General features: G+C 71.9%; 16 protein-coding genes. 9 read left to right on the top strand and 7 right to left on the bottom strand.

The window, feature by feature from the left end; translation table 11 throughout:
• From JWN97_RS02075 to JWN97_RS02060, 4 genes are all read left to right on the top strand, one after another.
• The coding region (locus JWN97_RS02075) for an ATP-binding cassette domain-containing protein (RefSeq protein WP_297617413.1) at nt 1–901 on the top strand (901 nt) is incomplete at its 5' end.
• Nucleotides 898–1719 carry an ABC transporter permease subunit gene (locus JWN97_RS02070; protein WP_297617410.1) on the top strand — a complete coding sequence of 274 codons (822 nt, stop codon included), beginning with the start codon at nt 898–900 and terminating at the stop codon, nt 1717–1719. The genes JWN97_RS02075 and JWN97_RS02070, both read left to right, overlap by 4 nt.
• Nucleotides 1720–1821: 102 nt before the next feature.
• The gene (locus tag JWN97_RS02065; RefSeq protein ID WP_297617407.1) at nt 1822–2319 is read left to right on the top strand and encodes a SigE family RNA polymerase sigma factor; all 498 of its coding nucleotides are present in this window, start codon (nt 1822–1824) and stop codon (nt 2317–2319) included.
• The gene (locus JWN97_RS02060; RefSeq protein ID WP_297617404.1) at nt 2319–2945 is read left to right on the top strand and encodes a hypothetical protein; all 627 of its coding nucleotides are present in this window, start codon (nt 2319–2321) and stop codon (nt 2943–2945) included. Before JWN97_RS02065 ends, JWN97_RS02060 begins: the two co-directional genes overlap by 1 nt.
• A 73-nt stretch (nt 2946–3018) precedes the next feature.
• Here JWN97_RS02060 and JWN97_RS02055 read toward each other — a convergent pair whose 3' ends face one another.
• Nucleotides 3019–3936: an NAD(P)H-hydrate dehydratase gene (locus JWN97_RS02055; protein WP_297617401.1), complete on the bottom strand. Its 918-nt coding sequence runs from the start codon at nt 3934–3936 to the stop codon at nt 3019–3021.
• Nucleotides 3929–4693, bottom strand: a complete 765-nt coding sequence (locus JWN97_RS02050; RefSeq protein WP_297617398.1) for a histidine phosphatase family protein — start codon at nt 4691–4693, stop codon at nt 3929–3931. The genes JWN97_RS02055 and JWN97_RS02050 overlap by 8 nt, the downstream gene beginning before the upstream one ends.
• A 226-nt stretch (nt 4694–4919) precedes the next feature.
• Here JWN97_RS02050 and JWN97_RS02045 point away from each other — a divergent pair, with 226 nt between their 5' ends.
• The 5 genes from JWN97_RS02045 to JWN97_RS02025 all read left to right on the top strand — a co-directional run bounded on the left by JWN97_RS02045 (nt 4920) and on the right by JWN97_RS02025 (nt 9443).
• Nucleotides 4920–5084: a hypothetical protein gene (locus tag JWN97_RS02045; protein WP_297617395.1), complete on the top strand. Its 165-nt coding sequence runs from the start codon at nt 4920–4922 to the stop codon at nt 5082–5084.
• Complete coding sequence (locus tag JWN97_RS02040) at nt 5081–5923, top strand: hypothetical protein (protein ID WP_297617392.1); 843 nt, start codon at nt 5081–5083, stop codon at nt 5921–5923. The genes JWN97_RS02045 and JWN97_RS02040 overlap by 4 nt, the downstream gene beginning before the upstream one ends.
• Nucleotides 5920–6390, top strand: a complete 471-nt coding sequence (locus JWN97_RS02035; protein WP_297617389.1) for a phage holin family protein — start codon at nt 5920–5922, stop codon at nt 6388–6390. The genes JWN97_RS02040 and JWN97_RS02035 overlap by 4 nt, the downstream gene beginning before the upstream one ends.
• Nucleotides 6366–6959, top strand: a complete 594-nt coding sequence (locus tag JWN97_RS02030) for a DUF3618 domain-containing protein (RefSeq protein WP_297617386.1) — start codon at nt 6366–6368, stop codon at nt 6957–6959. The genes JWN97_RS02035 and JWN97_RS02030 overlap by 25 nt, the downstream gene beginning before the upstream one ends.
• Nucleotides 6960–7175: 216 nt before the next feature.
• Nucleotides 7176–9443, top strand: coding sequence for a catalase (locus tag JWN97_RS02025; protein WP_297617383.1), 2268 nt, complete (start codon nt 7176–7178; stop codon nt 9441–9443).
• Nucleotides 9444–9530: 87 nt separating this feature from the next.
• Here the strand turns inward: JWN97_RS02025 and JWN97_RS02020 are convergent, their stop codons facing one another.
• The 5 genes from JWN97_RS02020 to JWN97_RS02000 all read right to left on the bottom strand — a co-directional run bounded on the left by JWN97_RS02020 (nt 9531) and on the right by JWN97_RS02000 (nt 14626).
• On the bottom strand, nt 9531–10337 hold the full coding sequence (locus tag JWN97_RS02020) for a galactosyltransferase-related protein (RefSeq protein WP_297617374.1): 807 nt from the start codon (nt 10335–10337) through the stop codon (nt 9531–9533).
• The gene (locus JWN97_RS02015) at nt 10334–11341 is read right to left on the bottom strand and encodes a glycosyltransferase (RefSeq protein WP_297617371.1); all 1008 of its coding nucleotides are present in this window, start codon (nt 11339–11341) and stop codon (nt 10334–10336) included. The genes JWN97_RS02020 and JWN97_RS02015 overlap by 4 nt, the downstream gene beginning before the upstream one ends.
• Complete coding sequence (locus JWN97_RS02010) at nt 11338–12441, bottom strand: glycosyltransferase (RefSeq protein WP_297617368.1); 1104 nt, start codon at nt 12439–12441, stop codon at nt 11338–11340. The genes JWN97_RS02015 and JWN97_RS02010 overlap by 4 nt, the downstream gene beginning before the upstream one ends.
• Nucleotides 12438–13544, bottom strand: a complete 1107-nt coding sequence (locus JWN97_RS02005) for a glycosyltransferase family 1 protein (protein ID WP_297617366.1) — start codon at nt 13542–13544, stop codon at nt 12438–12440. Before JWN97_RS02005 ends, JWN97_RS02010 begins: the two co-directional genes overlap by 4 nt.
• Nucleotides 13545–13627: 83 nt before the next feature.
• On the bottom strand, nt 13628–14626 hold the full coding sequence (locus JWN97_RS02000; protein WP_297617363.1) for an ATP-grasp fold amidoligase family protein: 999 nt from the start codon (nt 14624–14626) through the stop codon (nt 13628–13630).
• Nucleotides 14627–14647: the final 21 nt, after the last annotated feature.

Here is a 14647-nt window from a genome sequence, read left to right as displayed (position 1 = left end):
GATGATCACCGTCGAATCCGTCACCAAGACCTACGGTGGCTTCACCGCTGTCGACGACGTCAGCTTCACCGCCTCGGCCGGTCGGGTCACCGGCTTCCTCGGCCCCAACGGCGCGGGCAAGTCCACCACCCTGCGCATCGTCACCGGCCTCACGCCCCCGACCCGGGGCGACGCGCACGTCGCCGGCCGCCGCTTCGCCGACCTGCCCAACCCGGGTCTGGAGGTCGGGGTGCTCCTCGATGCCTCGGCGCAGCACGCCGGCCGGACGGGCCGGGAGATCCTGCGGCTGAGCCAGCAGATGATGGGGCTCCCGCGCAGCCGGGTCGACGAGATGCTCGACCTGGTCAGCCTGACCCCCGCCGAGGCCGGGCGTCGGGTCCGTGACTACTCGCTCGGGATGCGCCAGCGGCTCGGCATCGCCCATGCCCTCCTGGGCGACCCGGGAGTCCTCATCCTCGACGAGCCGGCCAACGGCCTCGACCCCGCCGGCATCCGGTGGATGCGCGACCTCCTCCGCGGGTACGCCGACCGGGGCGCCACGGTCCTCCTCTCGTCCCACCTCCTGCACGACATCGAGGTGGTCGCCGACGACATCGTCGTCATCGGCAACGGACGCATCGTGGCCCATGGCACGAAGGCCGAGCTGCTCGCCAGCGCGGGCACCCACCTCCGGACCCGCCGTCCTGCCGATCTCCAGGTCGTCCTGGGGGCGGCCGGCCTCACGTCGAGCGTCACGTCGCCGGGCGTGGTGCGGGTGGATGCCGAACCCGAGCTCGTCGGGCAGCTGGCGTCGGACGCCCGCGTCCCGCTCATCGAGCTGCGCCCTGCCGAGACCGCCGGTCTCGAGGAGATGTTCCTCGAGCTCACCGCAGACACCCAACGAGAAGGAGCATCAGCATGAGCACCCAGACCCTGAGCACCACGGCGGCGGTCACCGACCCGGGAGCCATGTCTCCGGGCCCGGGTCCTGCCCGCATCCCGCTGCGGCGGATCGTCGCCGTCGAGCTGCGCAAGTCCTTCGACACCCGCGCCGGCCTCTGGCTGCTGATCAGCGTCGGCTTCCTCGCGCTCCTCACGACCGGTGCCGTCATCGCCTTCTCGCCGGACGACGACTTCACCTCCAGCACCTTCACCACGGCCATCGCCTTTCCGATGTCCGTGATCCTGCCGATCATCGCCGCGCTCGCCGTCACCTCCGAGTGGACGCAGCGCAGCGGGCTGACGACGTTCACCGTCGTCCCGCACCGAGGTCGCATCATGCTGGGCAAGGCCGTGGCCCTCGTCTCGGTGGCGCTCCCCGCGACAGCCCTGGCCCTCCTCGTCGGCGCCGGCGGCAACGTGGTGGCGTCGTGGATCTCCGGCCACGACGCGGTCTGGGACCAGTCGCTGGTCGCGGTGCCCTACCTGTTGCTGTCCCTGGCGCTGTCCTTGGCCATGGGCCTCGTGTGCGGGACGCTCGTCCGCAACTCGGCGGGGGCCGTCGTCGCGTTCTTCGTCTTCTCGTTCGTGGTCCCGCCGCTGCTGGGACTGCTCGCCATGACGCAGGACTGGTTCCACGACGTGCAGCCCTGGGTCGACCTGGACCTCCAGCTCGCAGCCCTGCTGCGGGGGTCGTTCGACCCGGAGCAGTGGTTCCAGCTCGCTGCCTCCAGCGGTCTGTGGCTGGTCCTCCCGCTCGCCGCGGGCATGTGGACCCTCCTGCGCTCGGAGGTCAAGTAGGGGTCGTCGCCGGTGCCGACAGCCCGAGGCCCTCGCCTCTCAACAATCCGGGGTCGAGACTCGTCTTGAGGGACAGAGGGTTCTACTGCGGATCGAGGGACCGTGAAGTTCGAGGACTACGTGGCGGCTCGGGGCCGTGCGCTCGAGCGCTACGCGTACGTCCTGACGGGCGACGCCCAAGCCTCGGAGGACCTCGTGCAGACCGCGTTGGTGAAGGCGTACACGCATTGGAGGTGGGTCGAGCGTGCCGACCAGCCCGATCTCTACGTGCGTCGCATCGTGACCACGACCTTCCTGGACGGGACGCGACGGCGCAGCAGCTCCGAGCGCCCGGTCGCCGACGTGCCTGACCGCGGCTCCGACCCGGCACACGACCCGGCGCATCGCGTCGTCGTCCGGGACGAGCTCTCGCGGGCACTGGCCAGGCTGACGCCCCAGCAGCGGGCGGTGCTCGTGCTGCGCCACTTCGAGGGGTACGACGACATGGCGATCGCGAAGGTCCTGGGTTGCTCGACGTCGACGGTCCGCTCCCACTGCAGCAGGGGACTGGACGGGCTGAGGACGTACCTGAGGTCCGAGCAAGAGGCAGGAGAAACCTGATGAGCGACCAGCACGACGATGTCGCGTTGCAAGCCCGTTTGAGCGAGGGCCTGAGCACGTTGGCCGACCGCGCCCCGCACGACCCGGACCTCCTCGGCACCGTCCGCGGACGGGTGGGCCGCCGTCGTCGACGGAGCACGGTCCTGGTCACGGTCGCGGCGGTGGGAGCCGTCTTCGGCGTGGCCTGGGGGGCCGTCGTCGTACGTCACCCGGACCCTCCGGCAGGGCCTGCCTCCAGCGGACGTGCGCCAGGGTCGTACTCCTGCCCGGCCAGCACTCCCGTCGGTGTCCTGCCGCCCTGGGCGAGATCAGGATTCTCCGATCCCCGACCCACGATGCCCCACGTGCTCGGCGACGAGGGCCGCATCGTGGCGATCGTGTTCGGCGAGCCGCTCACCGCACCCGAGTCGGCAGACCACGCGAACAAGGTGCTGTGGGTCGCCAGGGCCGGGTTCGGACCCCTCACCATCACGGCGCGGCCGGCCCCGGGTGCCACTCCCACGGTGGTCGAGCTTCCGTCGCCCGGTCCGTCGTACCTGGACCTGCCCACGCCCGGCTGCTGGCGCCTCGAGCTCTCGTGGGACGACGAGACCGACGCGATGAACATCCGCGTGGATGCTCCGTGAGCGGACTTCAGAGACATCGCCCGTGCGCAGCGCCTGGCGCCGTCCCAGCCTGGGGATGGGCTTTCGTGCTGCGTCAGTCCCCGCCGAGCGATCGCATCACGAGAGGGAGCTCGGGCTCGATCTCGGAGGCGAGGTAGCCGACGCGACCCCATCGGGCCGCAAGAACGTCGCCGGCCGCCGCATGGACGTGCTTGGCCCAGACCGTCGCCTGCAGGGGGCTGGCCCCGCGGCCGACCAGCCCGAGGATCGCTCCCGAGAGCACGTCCCCACTGCCGGACGTGCCCAGGCCGGTGTCGCCCGTCGCGATCCTCCACAATCCACCGTCGGCGCCGACCCACGGGCCACACGCCACGACCGCGTCCAGCTCTCCGGCGATCCTGAGCGTGGCTGCGGCAAGGGCGTCCTCGCCCACCTCGTCCACGTCGAGCAGGCGCGCGAGCTCGTGAGCGTTGGGGGTGAGGACAAGACGTCCGCGCAGCGCCTCCACTGACGCGCGGTCGACGTCGGGCAACGTCGTGACGGCTGCCGCGTCCAGCACGACGGGGAGGTCCTCCGACAGCATGCCGGCGATCCCGCTCACCAGTCGCACCGTCCCGGAGCCACCCATGAGGCCCGGGCCCACCAGGACGGCATTCGCACGAGCGACCTCGTCACCGAGCAGCTCGTCGAGCCGCTGACCCGTGATGCTGCCCTGAGCGTCCTGGGGGAGGGGCACGGTGCCGCACTCCGGGAGGGCCACGGCCAGCTGTGTCGCGACACCCGCCGCCGTTGCCACGCTCAGCCGTCCGGCACCCATGCGGAGCGCCGACACACCGGCGAGCATGACCGCTCCCGGCGTCGTGCAGGAGCCTCCGACGACGAGCACCTGTCCGCGCGCGTACTTGGTGCCGGCGGGTTCGGGCAGTGCCCACGATCGTAGGAGGTCCGGAGTGACCGGGCGCGGCGAGCCCAGGTCGCCACCGGTGGTCACGGCGTCGTCGGACTCAGGCATCTTCGTCCCCCACCGGCGCGTCGGCGCCCGTCTCGTCGGTGATCTCCACGTCCTCCTCGCGAAGGTGCTCGTCGACGTTGTAGTCGGTCACGTCCCACCCGGTGGCGGAGTCCGGGTTGGTCTGGAGGCGGCAGATGGCGGCGTTGCGGAGCGCGTTGTCCCGCGCGCGGGCCAGGACCTGCTCCTCGTCCAGCCCCTCAGCCACGTAGCAGAAGAGCAGCAGCACGACGTCGTGCCCGGTCACCAGAACTCGCTGGTGCTTCTCGGTGTTGGCGAGATCGGTCAGCACCGCGCGGACCCGCATGGCCACGTCGGCCCACGACTCTCCACCGGGAGGCCGGTAGTAGAACTTCCCGAGCCAGTCACGTCGCTCGGCCTCCTCGGGGAACGCTGCGCGAATGCCCGCTGACGTGAGCATGTCGGTGATCCCCATGTCGCGGTCGCGCAGTCGCTCGTCCACGCGTCGGTCGATCTCGATCCCGGCGACCTCGAGGGCGACCTCGGCGGTCTCGCGCGCTCGACGATAGGGACTGGTCCACACGACCTGGGGTCGGTCATCCTCATCCAGTGCGCCCAGCCAGCGGCCCACGGCCGCAGCCTGGTCCCGTCCGGTTGCGGACAGGGCCACGTCGGGGTCGCGTGCAGGGACGTCGATGCGCTCCAGGTCGTCGCGCTGAGCCGCATCGGCAGCGACGTTGCCCTCGGACTGGCCGTGGCGGACGAGGGTCAGTCGGATGGTGTGGTCGCGTCGGGGCATGAGGTCTCCGGCTGGTGTCGTGGGGTGCACCCGGCTTCGAGGCAGGTGTGGACGGCGATCTCGAGTCGGCTGCACGTCGAAGCTCCGCAGCGTGCCGGGGGTCGCCATTCGGTCCCTGTGCCCCGCACCAGCGCCGGTCATGCGTGTTCGGAGGGTCTTCGGCGCGTACGCCCCCATCGGGGTGGGGGAGCGTCATGCCGTTCGAGATCGCGGGGTACGGAGGCTCATGGAGGAAGACACGCACACCCACGACCAGGACGCCGATCCGCCCACCTGGGACGGAGAGGAGCCGGACACCGAGCAGCTGCACCCGGACTCCGAGCCGGCCAGCGACCCGGATCCCGACCCAGACGCAGGCAGCACGCACCACCGAAACGAGGAGGACGCATGACGACGTACGACAACGACCCAGACAGCTCCGCGCCGCCCGGCACCCCGGGTGTCGACCCCAGCGCGAAGGACAAGGCCAAGGCAGCTGCGGCCACGGCGGCCGAGGAGGGCCAGCACCTGGCCGGCACGGCCAGGGACGAGGCGCTCAACGTCGCCGGCACGGCTGCGGAGCAGGCGCGCAACGTGATGGGGGAGGCAAGGCAGCAGGTCGCCTCCCAGCTGAGCGACCAGGCCACGACCCAGCGCGACCACCTGTCGCAGACCCTCCGCACCTTCGGCGACGACCTCGAGCAGATGGTCGAGCAGGGACCCGGTCACGGCATGGCCAGCGACGTGGCACGAGAGGTGTCCGACCGCGTGCGCGCGCTCGGCGACCACCTCGACGGTCGCGACCCCGGCCAGCTGCTCGACGAGGCCCGCGACTTCGCGCGTCGACGGCCCGGCACCTTCCTGCTCGGTGCCCTCGCCGCGGGGGTGGTGGCGGGTCGCCTGTTCCGGGCCACGGCCGACGGCGCCGCCATGGCGTCGCTGGCAGGCACCACCGGGTCGGGCACCGCCGGTGCTTCTCCCAGCGCTGGGGCCGGCGAGGGAGCCGGCGCAGGAACCACTGCCGGGACCGGCACGATGATCGGCGCGGACCTCGGCGGTGTCGACCCGACGGCCGGCTTCACCGCACCGACACCCAGCCTCGACGCCCACACGGGCACCGGGTACGGGACCGGCCCGGCAGGCGCCGGGAGCCTGGCCGACTCACCGGATCCCGTCACGGGTGCGGACACCAGCACGACCGGAGCGGGAGCATCCGACCCCACCGGTCAGCGGACCCAGGACGCGCCGTGACGGGGCCTGCGGAGGTGGACCCGGTCCTCGGTACGCCGCCGGCCCAGCCAGCGACGCGGTCGGACGGCCCGCCCCCCGCCGGCGCGAGTGACGACCGCAGCCTGGGTGAGATCGTCGGCGACCTCAGCCACGACCTCACGACGCTGGTCAAGCAGGAGCTCGAGCTCGCACGCACGGAGCTGAAACAGGAGGCGGTCAGGGCCGGCAAGGGCGCTGGCATGCTCGGCGGTGCTGCCGTCGCCGGGCTGATCACGCTGATCCTGGCGTCGTTCGCCCTCAGCTTCCTGCTCGACAACTGGATGCCGATCGAGCTGGCGTTCCTCATCACCACCGTGCTCTGGGCCGTCATCGGCGCCGTGCTGGCGTCGCGCGGTCGCTCGGAGCTGAAGAACTCGAACCCCCAGCTGCCGAAGACGCAGCAGACACTCAAGGAGGACGCGGCATGGGCCAGAGCACAGAAGACCTGAACAGCGACATCGAGCAGACCCGTCAGTCGATGACGGCCAATGTGGACGCCCTGCAGGACCGGGTGAGCCCCTCGGCCATCGTCGAGCGACGCAAGGAGGCCGTGAGGGGTCGCGTGCGTGGTGTGCGTGACCAGGTGATGGGCACTGCGCACGGGCTGGGGTCGTCGACCTCGAGCACGATCGGTTCCACCGGCTCCGCCCCGGGCGCCGTCGACTCGGTCAAGGGCACGGCGCAGGACACCGTCAGCGCGGCGCACGACAAGGTGCAGGGGGCACCGTTGGCGGCGGGCCTCATCGCCTTCGGCGCCGGCGTCATCATCTCGGCGCTGATCCCCGCATCGGAGAAGGAAGCCGTGGCTGCCGGACACGTGGTGGACGCCGCCAGGGAGCACGGCCAGCCGGCCGTGGACCAGGCGAAGGCGCTTGCCCAGGAGGTGGCGGACCACGTGAAGGACGCCGCCACCGACGCCGCGACCGAGGTCAAGGACACCGCGACCGAGAGTGCCGAGCGCCTCAGGTCCGAAGGCCAGTCCGGAGCCGACGAGGTCAGGTCCTCGGCCCAGGGTTGAGACCGAACGGTGAGCGGCCCGTCCCCGAACCGGGGGCGGGCCGCTCGCGTGCGCGCACGAGAAGAATCGCCTTCGCGCAACACCAACAGAGAGGCGGCGGCGGCCGGTGCCCACCGGGGAGGGAAACATGCGCGAAAACGGTGGTGGGATCGGCGCATGGCGGAGGAGGGGCGTCGGGTACAGGCCCCTTCCCAGCCCCTGCACCCAAGGATCACCATGAGCCCCAAGAAGCCCGTCGCCGCGGCCAAGAAGGCCGCTGGCGAGGTCGTCGACGCGGTCGCCGACGCCGTGTCCCTCGCCGAGAAGCCCGTCCCGGGGGCACCCGGGAGCGAGCCGCCCAGCCTCGAGGAACCGACCGATCCCCGCGAGATGCCACCGCCGAAGCCTGACCAGCAGCAGCCCGCTCCGCTGTCGCCGACCGGTGCGCCGAGCTCGGACCCGCCGACGGCGAGTGCCCAGCAGGGTGCCTACCTCACCACCGCGACGGGTGTCCGCATCGGCGACAGCGACCACTCCCTCAAGGCCGGACCACGTGGCCCGACACTGCTGTCGGACCACCACCTGCGCGAGAAGATCATGCACTTCGACCACGAGCGCATCCCGGAGCGCGTCGTCCACGCACGCGGGGCCGGCGCGCACGGCACCTTCGTTGCGAACGGTGCGGCGTCGAGCGTGAGTCGGGCTGCGGTCTTCGCGCAGGGGGAGGAGACGCCGGTGTTCGTCCGGTTCTCCACCGTCCTGGGCTCGCGCGGGTCGGCCGACACGGTGCGCGACACCCGCGGCTTCGCCACGAAGTTCTACACCCGTGAGGGCAACTGGGATCTCGTCGGCAACAACATCCCTGTCTTCTTCATCCAGGACGGCATCAAGTTCCCCGACGTCATCCACGCAGGGAAGCCGCATCCGGACCGCGAGATCCCGCAGGCACAGAGCGCACACGACACGTTCTGGGACTTCGTCTCCCTGCACACCGAGGCTCAGCACCACACCCTGTGGAACATGTCCGACCGGGGCATCCCTCGCAGCTACCGCACGATGGAGGGCTTCGGGGTCCACACCTTCCGGCTGGTCGACGCAGAGGGCGCCACCACGCTCTGCAAGTTCCACTGGAAGCCCCGACTCGGCGTGCACTCCCTCACCTGGGAGGAGGCGCAGCTGGCCGGCGGCGTGGACCCGGACTTCCACCGCCGCGACCTCTACGACGCCATCGAGTCCGGTGCGTTCCCGGCCTGGGACCTGGGCATCCAGACCTTCCCGGACACCCCGGACCAGATGTTCGAGGGGATCGACCTGCTCGACTCCACCAAACTGGTGCCGGAGGAGCTCGCTGCCGTGCAGGTGATCGGCACACTCACCCTCAACGGCAACCCGACGAACTTCTTCGCCGAGACCGAGCAGGTGGCCTTCCACACCGGGCACCTGGTGCCGGGCATCGACGGCACCGACGACCCGCTGCTGATGGCGCGCAACTTCTCCTACCTCGACACCCAGCTCACGCGCCTGGCCGGGCCGAACTTCAACCAGATCCCGATCAACCGACCGCACGCGCCGGTCAACGACAACCACCGCGACGGCTTCCACCAGCAGGCCGTCCACGGCGGGGTCGCGCCCTACAGCCCGAGCTCCCTCGATGGCGGATGCCCGTTCTTCGCCGGAGCAGAGGACGGGGCCTTCATCGACGTTCCGGTCACGGTGCCGGAGGCCACGAAGGTCCGCGAGAACCCCGCGTCGTACGACGATCACTTCAGCCAGGCACGCCTGTTCTGGAAGAGCATGTCTCCGGTCGAGCAGGAGCACATCGTCCAGGCCTACAGCTTCGAGCTGGGCAAGTGCTACGAGCAGGCGATCAAGGAGCGCCAACTGCTCGCCCTGGCCAACATCGACGAGGAGCTCTGCGCCGCCGTCGCGCAAGGACTCGGCCTGCCCGCACCGGAGCAGACGGTCGCCTACGACGACCCGGAGCCCAGCCCGGCGCTGTCACAGGTCGGCGGCACGTGGCCGGCCGACGGTCGCATCGTCGGGGTCGTCGTCGACCCCGACGGCGACCTGGCGGCGGTCGCCGAGCTGCGGGAGTCCCTGCTCGCATCCGGTGTCCTCCCGCTGCTGGTGGCTCCGCGGGGAGGTGAGCTGGGGGAGGGACTGGTCGCGCAGCGGACCTTCGCCACGGCCCGGTCCGTCGAGTTCGACGCACTCGTCGTCGCGGGCGCGACCGCTCCTGCGCCGGACGCGGTGCCGAGCCGGGACAGCAAGGCCGGCGGATCACCGGTGACGACCGCCGACCCGCGGATCGTCCTGATGGCCGAGGAGTGCTTCCGCCACTGCAAGCCCGTCGTGGCCATGGGCGAGGGGCGATCGGTCGTCGACGACCTGGGGCTCGCAGGTGCTGGCGTGGTGACCGGAGACGGCCCCGGCGACGTGCAGGCCGACCTCATGGCACTGCTGGGCACCCACCGATCCTGGGAGCGGTTCGCCGTGACCGGGTGAGGTCAGGGCTGTGGCAGCCGTGGCGCACTATCTGTGGGCCGCGGCTGCCTCAGCCTCCAGCGCCACTGGTCCGCCCCAGCCGGCCCCTCACTCCACGGAAGTGAGCCACCGACCGTGGCGGGCGCGGCGCACCAGACCGCGCTCCTCGAACACCTCGAGCCAGCCGAGCATCGGGGTGGTGCCCCAGCGCTCGCGGAAGATCTCCGCGTTGCGGACGATGTCGACGACGTGCTCGACCGGAGGGCGCGACACCGGGTGCCACTGGTGGTAGGCGCGCGCTGCGCCCACCCAGCCCAGGTCCAGTCCCACGTCGAGCACGACCCGGCCGAAGTCGGTGTCCTCCCCGCCGTAGCCGACGTACGCCTCGTGGAACCCGCCGGTGCGGTGCCAGGCCTCGACGGAGCAGGCGAAGGAGAGCGACCAGAAGAGATCGGGGTCGGCGCCGGTGAGGCGCTCCCCGATCGCGGGGGCGGGTCGCGCCGCGTGCGGGGAGTCGAGAGCGCTCAGCGCGTCGAGGTCGTAGCCGCCGGACGGAGGCGGGTCGAGGTAGGTGACGGGGCCGGACCAGACGGTCGTCGGCGCATCGGCGACCGCTGCGGCGTACGCCCCGACGAGGGCGGGGGCGGCCAGGCAGTCGACGTCGAGGAAGACCAGCGTCGTGGCGCCGCGGTCGATGGCCACCTGCGCGCCGCAGTTGCGGGCGGCGGCGAGCGGGAGCCCGAGGGGGGTGGTCGACACCGAGGCCGCGCACCAGTCGCTGGCGGCCAGGTGCGGGTCGTCCATGGCCACGACGACGTGGTCGGCCAGGCTGGAGCCCGCCCGGGCGAGCGAGGCGCGCTGCCGTGCCAGGTGGTCGTGGCGACCGTGCGCGATCGTCACGACCGCGGTCGTCACGGGGCCTGCTCGTCGCCGGCGACGCGGGTCACGACCTCGGCGATGCGCTCCGGTGCCGCGCCGTCGCACCAGTCCGCCCAGCGCTGACCGTCGAGGAGCATCGCCTCGTGGAGCAGGTCGAGCCAGCCGATGTCGGGCACCGACTCGACCATGACGGCCGGCCACCCCGCGACCAGGGCGGCCGCGGTGACGTGCTGTTCGTCGAAGGGCCGCGGTGCCGGGACCACGATGGCGGGCACACGCAGGGCGGCCACCTCGGCGAGGGAGTTCTGGCCGGGGTGGAGCACCACGACGTCGGCACTCGCGAGCACGGCCGCGGGATCGGCGTGCCAGGACCCCAGGCTCCGGCTCAGGATCGTCCAGTCCCAGTCGGGGCTCTGGTCCTGGGCGCGGGCGACGGCGTCGGCCGTGAACCCGTCACCGCCGGTCCCCGCCAGGAGGACCGCGTGCGCACGACGACGGTGGGACGGCACCGGCGAGGACGGGCTGGCGAACCTCGCGACGGCCCCGACGGCATCGACGTCGTAGGAAGTGGGGTCGAGTCCCGGCAGCAGGCGGTCGGTCCACCCGTCCGGCCATGCCCCGACGACTGCCGACGCGGCGCCGAAGCCGAGCAGGTGAGGAGGATCGGTACGACGTCCCGGCGCGGTCATGGCCACGACGGGTACGCCGTGCAGGCGGGCGAGGAGGCAGACCTCGACCGACTGGTCGACGACGAGCGCGCTCGGCGACTCGCGGTCGATCCATCCGGCCAGGGCCGACATCCGTCCCCGCAGGCCCTCGTCGCCCAGGGGCACCCAGTGCAGACGGCCCCCGGCCGTGACGTCGGCCTCGCCGTAGGAGGGCGCGGCGTCGTCGCGCGCGAGCTGGAGCCAGGGGCCGGGCCACGCGGGCGGCCGGGGCAGGGACGACAGGCCGGTGACCGGGCCCGGCAGATGGGGAGCGACCGTCATCGCCCGGTGCAGGTGGCCGCTGCCCTGGTGGTGGACGTAGTAGCCGATCACGCAGCCAACCTGCTGTGCACCATCTGGCGGTAGAGGCCCTCGTAGGAGTCGACCATGCGCTCGAGGGACAGGTCGGCCACGGCGCGCTCGCGGCACCGTGACCGGTCCAGGCCGACGGCCTCTCCGATGGCCCTCGCGAGTGCGTCGACGTCACCGGAGGCGGCCAGCCGGCCCGTGTCGTGGGTCAGCACCTCGGGGAGCCCGCCCCGGGCGTACGCCGCCACCGGCGTGCCGCAGGACAGCGCCTCGGCGGCCACCAGTCCGTACGGCTCGTCCCACGCGGGGGTCACCACCGCGACGGCCGACGCACCGACCAGCGTGGCGAGGTCGGCCTGCTGCAGGTGCCCGGCGTAGGTCGCGTCGCTGCCCAGCAGCGGCTCGATCTCGGCGCGGAAGTAGTCGACGTCCAGGACAGGACCCGCGAGCACGATCGGGACACCGGCGCGCCGCGCGGCGTGGACGGCGTGGTGCGGGGCCTTCTCCGCGACCAGGCGACCGGACCACACCGCGGCATGGCCGCCGGGGCCGGCGGGCCACCCGGCTACGTCGATGCCGTTGGGCACGCACACGCTCTCGGCGATCGACGACCACGACTGCGCGGTGAAGCGGGACACGGCGGCGAAGGAGCTGGCGCCACCGTCGAGCCGCACGGCCGACTCCAGCCACCACAGCGGTGGAGTGTGCAAGGTGGTCAGCAGCGGCATGGGCAACGACCTGGCCATCGCGACCGGCAGGTAGTGGAGGCTGTTGTTGTGCACGACGTCGTAGCCCCGCCCGGCACGTCCCGACAGCTCGAGCATGACCGAGAGGTAGGCGTGGTGCTCGGCCACCTCGACGTACGGCGGCGCGTCGACGTCGTGTCGACCGGGGTGCTCGTGGAGGGCGTCCACCTCGAGCTCGACCACCCCGAGTGCCGGGTCCGACCCGCGGGCGGCGAAGACGGCGACCTCGTGGCCGCGGCGCATGAGCTCGCGCGCGAGGTGCCACGTCATCGACTCCAGCCCCCCGGTGAACGGCTCGGCGATCGGGAAGCGGCTGTTGGCGAGCAGGCAGATCCGCAGGGACTCCCTCGTCGGGCGAGCAGTGAGCAGGGCCGTCATCTGCTCAGATCCCGGTAGAGCCGTTCGTGGACCCGCGCCACCTCGCGCCGCTGCGCGGTGCGCTCGTCGAGGCTCGCCCCCCACCGAGGACGCTCGGCGTGGGCGCGCACGACGGCGGCGCGGAGCGAGTCGGCGTCGAACGCGTCCCCGTCGTTGGTGTAGGTGAGGATCGGTCCCTGCTCGGCGTAGTAGCCGCAGCTGGGCGCGAGCACGGTGGTCTGGAGATCCCGGCAGGCCTCGAGCCATCCCGAGTGTGTGCCGAACGTGTAGGGCAGCACGGAGAGGTCGAGCGACGCGAGGTAGGCCCACAGGTCGTCGTCGGAGTAGTAGTCGTGCACGTGGAGCTCGAGGCGGCGTGCGGCCGCCTCACGGCGCAGCCAGGCGGACAGCTCGACGTCGTGGCGCGCTCCGTCTGCCTCGAGGATGTCCCGGTGGCAGTTCACCTGGAGGACAGCGTCGTCCAGCCCGCCCACGGTCTCCACGAGCGTCGGGAGGATCCGCATCGGGTCCATGTTGGCGCGCAGGCTCTTGAGGTGCAGGCCGACCCGGAAGGGACGATTGCGCCACCGCGGCCGCACCTCCAGCGCCCTGGTCAGGATCGGCAGGTCCACGACGTGCGGGTGCGGGACGACCACTGCCTCACGGTTCCATCGTCGGCGGATCTCGCTCGCAGCGCCGGGCGTCAGGGTGAGCACCGCGTCGGCTGCCGGGACGAGCACGTCGAGCTGGTCGTCGTGGAGCCGCCGGTCCTCGTGGTGGGGGTTGCGCAGGTCGTGGACGGTGAACACGAACGGCTTGTCGCGTCCCCGCAGCACCCGGGTCAGCTTGTCGAGGCCCTCGGGCGTGCAGGCGTCGAAGCCGAAGTGCAGGTGGAACACGTCGAGGTCGGCGTGCCGCGCCCACTCGGGGTCAAGCATCACCGGGGGCCACCACGTGGCTCCCGCCGGACGATCGGGATGGCCCGGATCCGGGTCGGGAAGGCGGACCACGTGGGTGCCGCTCAGCGGATCGAGATGGCGTACGTAGACGTGTCCAGAGGGCACCGACGCCACGGTGAGGGGCTCGGACCTGGCCGTGGCCTTGGGGCGCTGCGCAGTCGTCATGCGTCGAGGTACCCCGATCGGGCCTCTTGAATCGCCTCTCCACCCGAGCGGGTGGTGGGGTCGGGGAGCGCGGCGCCCGACGGTCAGCGATAGCGCCGTGGAGGAGTCCAGTGGCCACCGAACTCCAGGTTGAACGACTCCGGCTCGAAGGGACTGTCGCCGCCGGCGGGGAAGCTCGACAGCTCTCCGAAGACGATGCCCCGGGGCAGGTCGTAGAGGTCCACCCGGACGAAGTCGGTGCCCTCCGCGAGCTGCTCGGCCAGGTCGAGCATCCCCTGGAGTCGCACCGGCTCGGGGATCTCCGGGACTGCCCACGGATTGCCCCCGCTGAGCGCCAGGTGCTCCCAGGTACGTGTGTAGAAGTCCTGCGTCCTGCGGTCGAAGCGTCCCCGGTCGACCTGGACGTAGCGGCACGTGCCGTGGAAGACGAAGAACTTGTAGTCGTCCGGGATGCGGCCGCCGGCGTCGGTCAGCAGCTCTTCGACGAGGAGTCGCCGGGGCACGTGCCCGTAGGCCCACTCGCGGTTCGGGCCCTGGCCGTAGAGCTGGGACAGCCAGGACTCGCCCAGGGCCACGAGGTGCTCGACCGGGGCCATCTCCGGCCGCACGTGGTGGTAGCCCCAGGCATGCCGCACGTCCGGCAGTCGGGAGACCACTTCTGCCTGCGCCGAGACGATGACGGCGACCCCACTGCCGTGGGTGGGCTTCAGCACGTAGTCCGGCGGCAATGCGGCGTCCACCAGGTCCCTGGGCTGGTCGAGGACGTGCAGGAGGCGCGGAAGGGCGTCCGGCCCTGCCAGCGCCGCGACGTGCTCACGCACGGCCAGCTTGTCGGCGAACGTCACCATCAGCGGCCGGTGGTCACGCAACATCTTGTAGCGGACCTTGTCGTTGAAGGTGCGCGGGCGGCGCGTGCGCCACAGGCGCCACCAGCGCACGACTCGACTGCGCTCACGTGCGGCGACGGGTCTGCGGACGCCACCCAGCACGCCCGACCTCCGCTCCGTGTTGCTCGTGGGCTCGCGCCCCACGTGGTCGGCGGCCTCTGTCTCCTGGTCGATCGTCGTCCGTGTGTCGAGCAAGGACAACAGCCCATCGGGTGG

Origin of the sequence: Nocardioides sp. (genome assembly GCF_025965415.1) — a bacterium.
Classification (GTDB): domain Bacteria; phylum Actinomycetota; class Actinomycetes; order Propionibacteriales; family Nocardioidaceae; genus Nocardioides.
This window is presented reverse-complemented; position numbering and strand designations above follow the sequence as displayed.

Bases quoted from the DNA above. Each gene is read 5' to 3' on its own strand.
- JWN97_RS02070 (WP_297617410.1), top strand. From the start codon at position 898: ATGAGCACCCAGACCCTGAGCACCACGGCGGCGGTCACCGACCCGGGA.
- JWN97_RS02060 (WP_297617404.1), top strand. From the start codon at position 2,319: ATGAGCGACCAGCACGACGATGTCGCGTTGCAAGCCCGTTTGAGCGAG.
- JWN97_RS02055 (WP_297617401.1), bottom strand. From the start codon at position 3,936: ATGCCTGAGTCCGACGACGCCGTGACCACCGGTGGCGACCTGGGCTCG.
- JWN97_RS02050 (WP_297617398.1), bottom strand. From the start codon at position 4,693: ATGCCCCGACGCGACCACACCATCCGACTGACCCTCGTCCGCCACGGC.
- JWN97_RS02045 (WP_297617395.1), top strand. From the start codon at position 4,920: ATGGAGGAAGACACGCACACCCACGACCAGGACGCCGATCCGCCCACC.
- JWN97_RS02040 (WP_297617392.1), top strand. From the start codon at position 5,081: ATGACGACGTACGACAACGACCCAGACAGCTCCGCGCCGCCCGGCACC.
- JWN97_RS02030 (WP_297617386.1), top strand. From the start codon at position 6,366: ATGGGCCAGAGCACAGAAGACCTGAACAGCGACATCGAGCAGACCCGT.
- JWN97_RS02025 (WP_297617383.1), top strand. From the start codon at position 7,176: ATGAGCCCCAAGAAGCCCGTCGCCGCGGCCAAGAAGGCCGCTGGCGAG.
- JWN97_RS02010 (WP_297617368.1), bottom strand. From the start codon at position 12,441: ATGACGGCCCTGCTCACTGCTCGCCCGACGAGGGAGTCCCTGCGGATC.
- JWN97_RS02005 (WP_297617366.1), bottom strand. From the start codon at position 13,544: ATGACGACTGCGCAGCGCCCCAAGGCCACGGCCAGGTCCGAGCCCCTC.